This window comes from Serratia sp. K-E0102, from assembly GCF_029962625.1.
GTDB lineage: Bacteria > Pseudomonadota > Gammaproteobacteria > Enterobacterales > Enterobacteriaceae > Serratia > Serratia sarumanii.
In genome coordinates this window covers 2,442,469-2,454,496 of the sequence record NZ_CP124754.1, presented here as the reverse complement: position 1 = coordinate 2,454,496, position 12,028 = coordinate 2,442,469, and the positions used below count along the sequence as shown (strand labels likewise).

Genomic DNA, 12,028 nt, shown 5'->3' with positions numbered 1-12,028 from the left:
CTCGTAACTTTTCAACATCTCTCAAGAACTCAGCACCTTCATCCACTTTCCATTTTGGATATTTTTTCCCTAAATAGCCTTCTAGTATACCTTTATGCCGAATAAAGTGATCTTTAAAGTTTTTACCAGGTTGAATGCTACAACTAGTAAGGCCTAACGGGTCAACCCAAATGAGCGGATTTTTCGCGTATGCATATAAATTCAGCCCGCCTTCCAACCCTATCGGATCCTGCGTGGTGAAACGCCCCACCTCGGGTTCGTAGTAGCGGAACAGGTTGTAGTGCAGGCCGCTTTCGTCGTCCTGATATTGCCCGGCGTAGCGCAGCGGCTGCTGATACTGCGCGCCCTGCCGCTTCGCCGCGCCGGCCACCGTCTGGCCCTGCAGCTTGCCGAAGGTATCGTATTGCCCGGACCAACACAGGTTGCCCGCCGCGTCGGTCACTTCCAGCGGCGCGCTGTTCAGATCGGTGTGATACCAGTAAATATCTGCCGAGCGGCTGTCGCCCGCCTGCTCCAGCGCCGCCAGCGGGCTCCACGGGCTGGCCGGATCGTAGCTCCAGCTGCGGCGGCTGCCGTCGTCGCGCTGCTCCTGCAGCAACCGGTAGCCCTGCCACAGGAAACGGGTCGTCTGTTCGGTTTTGCCCTTGTAGCGCACCGCCTTGCGGCTGCGGCGGCCCAGCGCGTCGTAATGATACTGCGCCTCGAACTCGCCCTGCGGGCCGCGGCCGTGCGCCTGCACCAGCCGATTGTCGGCGTCGTAGCGGTAGTGCTGTTCGTACAGGCCGTTGCGCCGGCTGATCAGGTTGCCCCAGGCGTCGTAACGGTAAAACAGTTTTTGCCAGTGCGTCAGCCGGTTATCGGCGATCGGCGCCAGCGGCAGGTGCGCGTCGATGTCGCTCTGCGGGCTGCGCTCGCCTAGCAGGTTATCCGCCAAATCGTACACCAGCCGCGCGCCCGGTTTACCCTGATTAGGTTCGCGGTGTTGCAGCAGGCGGCCTTTGATGCAACTAACAATCTAATGTTTTTACTCTTCCTTTTTTATTTTTAAAGAACCTAATATCTCCTTTTTAAGCTTTTATCTTATATCTCATATTTAATGCTGCTCACTAAAGAGCCCCAAAGAAAGGATCCTTTCGACAGCTTGTCGGTCACTCTTCTTCGATGCACTCATCACTTATGATCGATAATCCATCAAGTTGATTAAACGCATTCTTCAAGAATTTGTACCTGCTGAGTTTTTCTGGATTCTTCCCATTAGTGAAAGACACCTTAATTATCGTGCTAAACTCTTTGTTATCTTCCTCTAACCACTCATTAGAGTGAGGAATATAATTATCAGTAATGGTTAACTTGTCTGCATAAAGGCCAGTATATGCAAAGTAAACACCAAAATAGGAACTGTCATACTCCGAGCAAGTTACATCCCATTTATCGTCCAGTAATTTGCTCACTTCTTTTTTTGATATAACACTGCCATATTTTAAAAAATATAATTTCTTCATAATTTATCCACCACATTTACCAGGTATTCTAGTTCCCTTTCCTTTAGCCTTAACTTCAGCAGCAGACTCAAAGACCATTGCGTTCACAGGTCTACCTCCTGACATTTTAGATAATTTTTGCAATGTATCATCAATACCTAATTTCTTAGCCATTTCACTACCCATATCAATTGGTCCAGTGCGCCCTCCTTTTCCTATTCCCAGCTGTTCTGCTTTTTGATATAGCTCAGGATGTGAAATAGCAACGTCAAAATCACTAACACGGCCAACATCAAATGGTTGACCTGTAGAGAAACTTACCCCCGATACGGAGCTTCCTTGCATATATGAAACTGTGCCGGGATATCCTAATTTACTCATTCCTGCCTGTAATGCTTCACCGAATTGTTTAAATTGGCCGAAACTATTAAAGCCATGTGGAACTCCTTCTACAGATAACCCCAACGGATCCACCCACATCAGCGGGTTCGGCGCATACTGATAAAGGTTCAACCCGCCGCGCAGCCCTATCGGATCCTGCGTGGTGAAACGCCCCACCTCGGGTTCGTAGTAGCGGAACAGGTTGTAGTGCAGGCCGCTTTCGTCGTCCTGATATTGCCCGGCGTAGCGCAGCGGCTGCTGATACTGCGCGCCCTGCCGCTTCGCCGCACCGGCCACCGTCTGGCCCTGCAGCTTGCCGAAGGTGTCGTATTGCCCGGACCAACACAGGTTACCCGCCGCGTCGGTCACTTCCAGCGGCGCGCTGTTCAGATCGGTGTGATACCAGTAAATATCCGCCGAGCGGCTGTCGCCCGCCTGCTCCAGCGCCGCCAGTGGGCTCCACGGGCTGGCCGGATCGTAGCTCCAGCTGCGGCGGCTGCCGTCGTCGCGCTGCTCCTGCAGCAACCGGTAGCCCTGCCACAGGAAACGGGTCGTCTGTTCGGTTTTGCCCTTGTAGCGCACCGCCTTGCGGCTGCGGCGGCCCAGCGCATCGTAATGATACTGCGCCTCGAACTCGCCCTGCAGGCCGCGGCCATGCGCCTGCACCAGCCGATTGTCGGCGTCGTAGCGGTAGTGCTGTTCGTACAGGCCGTTGCGCCGGCTGATCAGGTTGCCCCAGGCGTCGTAACGGTAAAACAGTTTTTGCCAGTGCGTCAGCCGGTTATCGGCGATCGGCGCCAGCGGCAGGTGCGCGTCGATGTCGCTCTGCGGGCTGCGCTCGCCCAGCAGGTTATCCGCCAGATCGTACACCAGCCGCGCGCCCGGTTTGCCATGATTGGGCTCGCGGTGTTGCAGCAGGCGGCCTACTCTACAATAAACACTTGGAATATTTAATTTTCAATGGCTTCATTTTTAAAGAGCTGAAAATTAGCTTTTCATAATTTTATTTTTTAATTTTAGTCAGGAACTGGCTGAATAATATTAATTCAAAAAGCCATTGAACACCCTCTTATAACCGCAATCATTGAGGTTAATATTTATAAACGCCAACAAAAATTGATATAGGCACCAATTTCCTCATCATACTCAATCCTCCCCCCCTGTTTTATCATCAGGGGGCACTCCAACAGATCGCCCCTAGTTGCACCAAATTTACCTGCATTGACTTTTTCGATTTGAAATCAATTTTTTCAAGCTACTTGAGCAAGTCATTCTTAGTGCAAAGCATCAAGAATTAGCGCCAAAATGAAAAATCAGATACAAAAAACTCGTTTATTTCTATATCTTCAGGAATGTGTTTTATTGTATCAGCAATCTCATCATATGGCGGAGGAAGTATAAGTGAAATACCAAAATCATCATTGATAATTATTGAACCATTATATAATTTCTGAGTTTTTGTTAATTTTATCACATCCATCACCTTCATCCCTGTGAATATGGTTCCCTTGTAGCCGCCTTGATAACGCTCATTACATCCAAGTGAAAAGATAACACCGTCTTTATCAGTCGCAATGGTCAAGGTATTGTCGATTTTATATGATTTTTTTTCCTCACCATCAGGGAGAAAATAACTTTTAACCTCCACACTAAATCCAGAATAAATCTCATTAATATATGACGAGATGTTTTCATTTATAACGACATTCCCTATGGAAATCCCCGATACAATCTCAGCATTAAAGTCAATCATCTTAGATACCACCATTCTTAATAACTCCATCAACGTACACAGGTGAATCTTTTATCAGATCGTAATTTTTAAATTCACCATGCCCAATTCTACCAAAAACAACATCCTCACCATTCTCAACCTTATAAACCTTCCAATAATCATTGCCATGAATATTAGGCTGACTTGCATTACCTCCGGGGTGATAATCAAGTTTATATGTCGCACCCGATTTCGTTGTTCGCACATATTGAGTATGTTGAATTGCTTCTGGTCTGCCTGCTTGAGGGTAATGCTTTGCCCAACCGCGACTAGTTAAAAACGCGTCAACATCAGCTGGCTTTTTGCCAGATAGTTTATCCACCCATCTGCGAGCGATTCTATCTTTTCTAGCAAAGCCTTTAGAAGCCCCACAACTCATCAACCCCAACGGATCCACCCACATCAGCGGGTTCGGCGCATACTGATAAAGGTTCAACCCGCCGCGCAGCCCTATCGGATCCTGCGTGGTGAAACGCCCCACCTCGGGTTCGTAGTAGCGGAACAGGTTGTAGTGCAGGCCGCTTTCGTCGTCCTGATATTGCCCGGCGTAGCGCAGCGGCTGCTGGTATTGCGCGCCCTGCCGCTTCGCCGCGCCGGCCACCGTCTGGCCCTGCAGCTTGCCGAAGGTGTCGTATTGCCCGGACCAGCACAGGTTACCCGCCGCGTCGGTCACTTCCAGCGGTGCGCTGTTCAGATCGGTGTGATACCAGTAAATATCCGCCGAGCGGCTGTCGCCCGCCTGCTCCAGCGCCGCCAGCGGGCTCCACGGGCTGGCCGGATCGTAGCTCCAGCTGCGGCGGCTGCCGTCGTCGCGCTGCTCCTGCAGCAACCGGTAACCCTGCCACAGGAAACGGGTCGTCTGTTCGGTTTTGCCCTTGTAGCGCACCGCCTTGCGGCTGCGGCGGCCCAGCGCGTCGTAATGATACTGCGCCTCGAACTCGCCCTGCGGGCCGCGGCCATGCGCCTGCACCAGCCGGTTGTCGGCGTCGTAGCGGTAGTGCTGTTCGTACAGGCCGTTGCGCCGGCTGATCAGGTTGCCCCAGGCGTCGTAACGGTAAAACAGTTTTTGCCAGTGCGTCAGCCGGTTATCGGCGATCGGCGCCAGCGGCAGGTGCGCGTCGATGTCGCTCTGCGGGCTGCGCTCGCCCAGCAGGTTATCCGCCAAATCGTACACCAGCCGTGCGCCCGGTTTGCCCTGATTGGGCTCGCGGTGTTGCAGCAGGCGGCCTTCGGCGTCGTAACCGTAGTGCACTTCGCCGCGCAGCGCGTCGCTCACCCCGGCCAGCTCGCCGCGGCCGGTATAGCGATAAGCGCGCCACAGCACGCCGTCTTCCGGCCGGGTCAGTTTGTCGTGGCCGAAGGCGCTGCTCTGCCAACTGCGGCGGCCCATGGCGTCGTAACGCCGCTGCTGCTGCAGCGCGCCCTGGCTGCGGCCGGTTTCCCGGTGCAGGCGATCGCGGGTGAACTCGCTCACCACCTGCTGGTTGAATTTGATGGCGCTGGCGTGGCCGGAGCCGTAATACAGCCACTGCAGGCGATCGCCCTGCGGCAGCGTCAGCGCCTGCAGGTTGGCTAGCGCATCCCACTGGTATTGCAGCTCCCCGTTCACGCCCTGCTCGCCGAGCAGCCGCCCGGCGGCGTCATAGCGCATCTGCACGCTGTCCGGCTCGATGCCCAGCGCCGCGCCGCTCGCCGTCGGCAGGCGGTTCAGCTCGCGCAGCCGCCCCATGGCGTCGAAGCGGTAATGCCATTCCGCGCTGGCGTTGCCGCGCCAGACCAGTTGCCCCGCCTCGTCGAAGCGGAAGCGCTGTTCGCGCTGCGTCAGCTCACCCGCACTGCCAGGCAGGCCGACCTCGCGGTGCTCCTCCAGCAGCCCGGCCGCGCCGTAGCGATAATAGTGGCGGGTGTCGTCCGGGCGCTCTTCGGCCAGCACGCGGCCCACCGCATCGTAGCTGAAGCGGTATTCGCCGCCGTTGCCGTTCTCCAGCCGCGTCAGCCAGCCCTGCGGGCTGTAGTGATAGCGCCGGGTGCGGTTGATGCGATCGGTGATGCTGATCGGCAGCCCCAGGGCGTTGTACTGCCAGCGGGTCAGGCTGCCCAGCGCGTCCTGATGTTCGGCCAGCTGGCCGTGCGCATTCCAGTTAAAGCGCTCTTCGCCGCCGTCCGGGTGGATCAGGGTGTGCAGGCGCCCGCCGTTATCCCATAGGTAGCGCGTCTGGTGGCCTTCGGCATCGGTCTGCGTCGTCAGTTGCCCCAGCGCATCGTAGGTATAAGCCGTGACGCTGCCGGAACAGTCGGTGTAGCGCGTCAGCTGGCCGCGGGCGTCCCACTCCAGCTTCACTTCCCCGCCCAGCGCGTCGATCACGCCGGCCGGCAGGCTCTCTTCGTCATCCGGATAGCGGTACAGCGTGGCATTGCCCAGCGCATCGACATAGCGCGTCGGGCGCCCCAGCGTATCCCAGTGCTGCGCCTCGCTGCTGCCGTCCGGGTACGCGACGGCGAACAGCCGGCCGCTGTTGCGCGAATATTGATAGCGCGTCACGCGGCCGAGCGGATCGGTCTCCGACAGCAGGCGGCCGTAAGGATCCCATTCGCTCTGGCGCTGCGCGCCGCCGGGCAGCAGCACGCTGCACAGTTCGCCGCGTTGGTAGATAAAACCGTAGCGGCGCTGGTCGAAGTCGGTGTACTGCGCCACGTTGTCGTCGTCATCCAGCCGCCACTCCGCCCGTTTGCCGTCGCCGCGCACCGCGCTGCGGCGCCCGCCGGCGAAGTCATAACCGAACTCCAGCGATTCTCCGGCGCTGTTGCGGTAGGCCGTCACGCGCGGCACGCCGTCGATCTCTTGCCATTGGTATTCGTTCAGCAGCCCGGCGGCGTCCTGGTGGCTGATCATCAGGCCGTCGCGCCAGCCGAAGCGGCGCGTTACCTCACCGGCGCGGTTGCTCACCGTCGTCAGTTGGCCCTGCTCATCGTAGCCGTAGCGCGCCAGCGTCCGTTCGCCTTCAGCGGTTTGCAGCGCCACTTCGCGCAGGCGGCCCTGCGCATAGCGGCACATCAGGCGCTGCCCGGCGCTGTCCACCAGTTCGCTCAGCAGCCCCTCGTCGTCGTAAAACAGCGAGGTGGCGTTGCCGATGGCGTCGGTGATCATGCTGAGCCGGCTCGGCTGGTCGCCCGCCAGCGGCGGGTAGTGGAAAATCTGTTCGCCGACGTCAAACAGCTGCCAGCTGCCGTCGTCGTTGTGCATCAGCCAGCATTTTTCGGCTTCGCAGTAGGTTTTGTGGCCGCGCGGCACCCTGGGGAAAGCGACGAAGTCGCCGGAAGGCGCGCGCCACACCAGGCCGTCCTGATACGGCTGCAGGCTGCTCTCCCAGAACAGGTTCCAGCCGCGGCCCAGTACGCCGTCGCCGGGGTTGCCGCTGCGCCAATAGCGCTGCCAGGCGACCGGCAGGCGCGAAGGCAGCACGAAATCGAGATCGTCTTCGCCGTCGAGGAATTTCTGGCCGCTGACGATATCCACCGGCCGGGCGATAATGCCGACGGCGGCGGTGGCGGTCATCAGGGTGCCGGCGCGGCAGGCGATGCGCGCCAGCTTGTTGATGCCGGGCAGCTTGCCCAGCAGTTTGCCGAGCGCCCCCAGCTTGCCGGCGGCGCCGCCCACGCCGCCCACCAGGCCGGCGAACAGCAGCGTCAGGTCAGAGACCTTGTACAGCCAATCCGGCACTTCGGGCTTGATCGGCAAGGTGGTGACGGTGCCGCCGCCGATAAACACGTTGGGCGAACCTTCCATCACCTGCGCGTCGCAGTTGGTTTTGTCCCCCACGCGCGAGGCGGGCTGGCCGTTGATGCTGACCTTGTCGGAGCCCTGCGCCATCTGCATGCTCGGGCCGTCGTCGCTGCAGGCCACCTGGCTGTTGGTGGCGAGCGCGGCGGGTTTGCCGTTGATGAAGACGTTGGGGGAGCCGGTGACGATATTGCCTTTGGGGGTCAGGCTACCGGCACCGGCGTCGGCAATGCCGTCGCGCGCCGCGGTGGCCGCCTCCCCGGTGAGATACCCCACCGCCAGACTGGCGCCGATGAGCAGCACGCCGACGCCGATACAGGAAGCCGCCAGGCCGGCGACGAACAGCGCACCCGCCGCCACCGCGCCTGCGGCGGCGATCAGGCCGCCGACAATCGTGCCGGCAATCATGCCGGCCAGGGCATGGGAATGCCCGATGGTATCGCCGACGCGAGCCGCTTCGGTCATCGTAAGGTCCTTTTACGCAAAGAGTTCATCGTTAGGCCGCCCGGTAGCTGCTCAGCACCTGCTGCAGCAGCGCGTCGTCTTGCGGCGTCAGCTTGCGCGCCATCGCCAGGGTGAACACCAGCACCCGGCCCTCCGCCAGCGCGAACACCGCCTGGTTTTGCCAGATGCGCTTGCCGTCGCGCAAGTAGCTGGCGCGCACCCATTCACCGGCGGTTAATCCATCGCCCAGCGTCGCCGGCTCGCGGCTTTTAAACGCCCAGCCTTTCAGGCCCTGCGCCAGCGCGTCGAGCTGACGGGTGACGTAGCTTTCCAGGTTTTCCGCCGGCTGCAGCGCATCGCGGGAAATATTGATTGAGGGGGAAAAATCATCGCCGGCCAACAGCACGTTGACAGTGCGATCGGCATAGCCTTCCGGCAAAGCGACGCTGCCTTCGCTGAAAGCGCAGCGGGATAAAGCGGACATGCGAGGATCCTTTTGCATAAATAATGCTTAAGCATCGCATAACTTAGCCTTGAAATAAAACCTTCAGGCTCCGCCAATATTGCGCGGCGTGACCGCGTTCACTGTGTGCAAGGCCGTGGCCGGAACCTTGCCCGGGATCGGGCCGTAACATTACAGAATTATCTGAAACCATCGGCGCGCCGACGCCCTGATTGTGGCTATACTCGGCTATCGTCCGTTTTTCAGGAGATCAGGATGCTGAGATTCACCCGTCGCGCGCTGCTGTGCGCCACGCTTGCCGCGTTCCCCGCCGCCGCCGAAACGCCTAAGTTCGGCCCGGAGCTGCAGGGCTTTCACTACCCTTACCCGTTGCAGCAGTTCAGCTTCACCTCGCAGGGGCAGCCGTTAAAAATGGGCTATATGGACGTGCCGCCGGAAGGTGCCGCCAACGGCCGCACCGCGCTGTTGCTGCACGGTAAAAACTTCTGCGCCGCCACCTGGCAGGACACCATCAAGGCGCTGAGCAAGGCCGGTTACCGCGTCATCGCGCCGGATCAAATCGGCTTTTGCTCCTCCACCAAGCCGGCGCATTACCAGTACAGCTTCCAGCAGCTGGCGCAAAACACCCACGGCCTGCTGCAGAACCTGAAAATCAGCCGGGCCATCGTCATCGGCCACTCCACCGGCGGCATGTTGGCCACGCGCTACAGCCTGATGTATCCGCAGGCGGTGGAGCAATTGATCATGGTCAATCCGATCGGCCTCGAGGACTGGAAGGCGAAAGGCGTGCCGTGGCGCAGCGTCGATCAATGGTTCGAGCGCGAGCTGAACACCACCGCCGAGGGTATCCGCAACTATGAGCAGCGCACCTACTACGGCGGCCGCTGGAAGCCGGAGTACGATCGCTGGGTGGATATGCTGGCCGGGCTGAACAACGGGCCGGGCCATCGCCTGGTGGCGTGGAACTCGGCGTTGATCTACGACATGATCTTCACCCAGCCGGTGTACTACGAGTTCAAGGATCTGCAAACCCCCACCACGCTGATGATCGGTACCGCCGACACTACCGCCATCGGCAGCGATATCGCCCCGCCGGCGGTCAAGGCCAGGATCGGCCACTACGCGGAGCTGGGCAAACAGGCGGCGAAGCTGATCCCGCACGCCACGCTGATCGAGTTCGCCGGGCTGGGCCATGCGCCGCAAATGGAGGAGCCGGAGCGTTTCCATCAGGCGTTGCTCAAGGCGCTGCAGCCCTGAGCGGCCGGTTGGCGCAGCCGCCGCGCGGCGGCTAAACTTTCAGCTGGCACTCAACGGCAGGAGACAGCCATGCGACAGATTATTGCCAGCGCCTTCGTCAGCCTCGACGGCGTGATGCAGGCGCCCGGCGGGCAGGACGAAGACCGCAGCGGCGGCTTTCGCTTCGGCGGCTGGACAGCCCCCTACTGGGATGACGCCATTGCGGAAACGATGGGCGATCTTTTCTCCGCGCCGTTCGATCTGCTGCTGGGGCGGCGCACCTACGACATTTTCGCCGGCTACTGGCCGCAGATCACCGACGAGGCCGACCCGTTATCCGCCGATATCGCCCGCGTGTTCAATCAGGCCACCAAGTACGTCGCCACCCACCACGGCGAGACGCTGGCGTGGCAGAACAGCCAGTGGCTGGGGCGGGACATCCTCGCCCGGCTGCGCGAGCTGAAACGCGCGCAGGGGCCGGTACTGCTGGTGCAGGGCAGCAGCACGCTGATGCAACAGCTGCTGGCCAACGATCTGGTGGACGAACTGCGCCTGCTCACCTACCCGGTGCTGCTCGGCGGCGGCAAGCGGCTGTTCGATGACAACGCGGCGCCGGCGGCCTTCACGCTGGCTCAATCGGTGGTCTCGCCCGGCGGCGTGATCGTGGCCCACTACCGCCGCGCCGGCGCGGTGGCAACCGGCTCTTTCGTAGCGGAAAGCGCCGCGGTGGCCCAGCCGTAAAAAAAGGGCCGTTCGGCCCTTTTCTCTTTCCCCTGCATCGCCCTCAGGCAAACAGAATATCGCTCTGCTCCACCTGCCCAACCACGTGGATCTTGAAGTCGGCGGCATAGCTGTTGCTCTGGGTGTTCATCAACAGATCGGTGGTGCCGTTGAAGGCGTCGAAGTTGAGCTGGATCTCGCCTTTCTGGCCGCTGAAGGCGCTGCCGCTGTCGATAAAGCGCAGCTCGCTCAGGCTGTTGTTGAAGCGCAGGCCGGAGAGATCGATCTTGTCGATGCCGTGCTCGAAGTCTTCAATCACGTCGAACGCCGCCACCGTGGACTCTTTGGCATTGAGATAGACGAAATAGTCGGTGAAGTTGTTGGCGTCTTTGCCGCCCCACAGATGATCCGCCCCCAGGCCGCCGTACAGGATGTCGGAGCCGGCGTTGCCCGCCAGCAGGTTGTCCTGATCGTTGCCGATGATCACATCGCGCCCGCTGCCGCCGATGGCGTTCTCGATGATCGCCCCGCGCGCGATGGCGACGTTCTGCGTGCCGCCGCCGACGCTGGAGAACGCGCCGTCGTTCAGGTTGATCATCTGTTGCTGGCTATAGCCGGAGAAGTCCAGCGTGTCGTTGCCGCCGGCGTCCCACACCGCGAAGTTGACCGGTTTGCCGTTGTCCGCCGTGGCGGTCAGGAAATCGCGCCCGGTGTTGGAGTTAAAGCCGTACACCGTGTCTCCGGTGCGGGTGCTCATGTTGGCGCCGTACAATTTTTGGATCGCGGCGATGTCATCCACCATCGGGCCATAGCCATACACCCCTTTGGTGTCGGCGCCGGTGTAACCGGCGTTGAAATAGCTCATGATGGAATATTGCAGCGAATCCTGATAGTAAGCCGCGTCGTTCTGGTAACTCGGGTTGCCCAACGAGGCGTCATAAGATCCCGGATGCGCCAGCCCCAGGGCATGCCCCAGCTCGTGGGTGAAGGTCTGGCTGCTGAAGTCGCCGCTAACCGGCGCCTGATGGGTGGCGAAGTTCTTGTTGAACCACACCGTGCCGGCAAAGGCGTTATCACTGCCCGGTTTGGAGCTCGGCGGGTAATAGGCGTAAGCATTAATGGCATTCGGGCCGCTGCCCTCAGCGGTGCTGCCGTCGGCGCGCTGGGTGAAGTAGGCGAAGGTGATGTCCGCGCGATGGTTGATATCGGTGGACACCGTTTCGGTAAAGGTCACGTTCGCCACGTCGGCCCAGGCCTGCATCGATTTCAGCGCCTGCGCCTGCGCCGCCTGGGTCAGCGGCTGCAGCCCCTTGTCGCCGTCGCCGGTCTGGCCGATGCGGTTCAGCGCGCTCTGCGTCAGGAAGGAATAGGTCAGCGCGATCGGCTGGTGGTACACCTGATCGCCGTTGTGCGTCAGGCCCGGCCGCGTCAGCTGGTCGGCGGCGCGATCGAAGCTGAAGTTATCGCGGATTTTACCCAGGTTGTTGATGGCTGCCCCGCCGCGCTGGTTGCTGTAGAGGTTGGCGTTGTCCAGCGTAAACAGCGCGCCGTAGCCCAATCCGTCATAGAGGCTGCCGGGCTGGTGATAGTAAAACTGATAGTTATGATCGTTGGGGGATGTGGCGGCCAGGCTGGTGAACTCATCGTCATCTTGCAAAATGTCGTTGTGGCGACTGCTCATTGCATTCTCCTTTTACACAATAGGAACCCACTCGCTTTGTAAGACTATTCATCAGTCGTTCTAATCT

At 59.6% G+C, this 12,028-nt stretch carries 7 protein-coding genes and 2 pseudogenes; 2 read left to right on the top strand and 7 right to left on the bottom strand.

Annotation, left to right across the window (positions count from 1 at the left end; translation table 11 throughout):
* Positions 1-145: 145 nt before the first annotated feature.
* From SSARUM2_RS11880 to SSARUM2_RS11855, 6 genes and pseudogenes are all read right to left on the bottom strand, one after another.
* A pseudogene (locus SSARUM2_RS11880) lies at positions 146-1,000 on the bottom strand (RHS repeat-associated core domain-containing protein); the annotation flags it as partial.
* Positions 1,001-1,148: 148 nt separating this feature from the next.
* Complete coding sequence (locus SSARUM2_RS11875) at positions 1,149-1,502, bottom strand: hypothetical protein (protein ID WP_033655354.1); 354 nt, start codon at positions 1,500-1,502, stop codon at positions 1,149-1,151.
* A 3-nt stretch (positions 1,503-1,505) separates the two neighbouring features.
* A pseudogene (locus SSARUM2_RS11870) lies at positions 1,506-2,786 on the bottom strand (RHS repeat-associated core domain-containing protein); the annotation flags it as partial.
* A gap of 370 nt (positions 2,787-3,156) precedes the next feature.
* Positions 3,157-3,615, bottom strand: a complete 459-nt coding sequence (locus SSARUM2_RS11865; protein WP_033655356.1) for a hypothetical protein — start codon at positions 3,613-3,615, stop codon at positions 3,157-3,159.
* A gap of 1 nt (position 3,616) precedes the next feature.
* A complete protein-coding gene (locus tag SSARUM2_RS11860; RefSeq protein ID WP_225369066.1) occupies positions 3,617-7,882 on the bottom strand; it encodes an RHS repeat-associated core domain-containing protein in 4,266 nt (1,421 codons plus the stop codon).
* A gap of 31 nt (positions 7,883-7,913) precedes the next feature.
* Positions 7,914-8,345, bottom strand: a complete 432-nt coding sequence (locus SSARUM2_RS11855) for a DUF1795 domain-containing protein (protein ID WP_060452978.1) — start codon at positions 8,343-8,345, stop codon at positions 7,914-7,916.
* Positions 8,346-8,579: 234 nt separating this feature from the next.
* Between SSARUM2_RS11855 and SSARUM2_RS11850 the strand changes: the two genes are divergently transcribed.
* Positions 8,580-9,581: an alpha/beta hydrolase gene (locus SSARUM2_RS11850; RefSeq protein ID WP_060452977.1), complete on the top strand. Its 1,002-nt coding sequence runs from the start codon at positions 8,580-8,582 to the stop codon at positions 9,579-9,581.
* Positions 9,582-9,650: 69 nt separating this feature from the next.
* On the top strand, positions 9,651-10,301 hold the full coding sequence (locus tag SSARUM2_RS11845) for a dihydrofolate reductase family protein (protein WP_033655260.1): 651 nt from the start codon (positions 9,651-9,653) through the stop codon (positions 10,299-10,301).
* A gap of 43 nt (positions 10,302-10,344) precedes the next feature.
* Here the strand turns inward: SSARUM2_RS11845 and SSARUM2_RS11840 are convergent, their stop codons facing one another.
* Positions 10,345-11,961 carry a serralysin family metalloprotease gene (locus SSARUM2_RS11840; protein ID WP_060452976.1) on the bottom strand — a complete coding sequence of 539 codons (1,617 nt, stop codon included), beginning with the start codon at positions 11,959-11,961 and terminating at the stop codon, positions 10,345-10,347.
* Between the last annotated feature and the right edge of the window lie 67 nt (positions 11,962-12,028).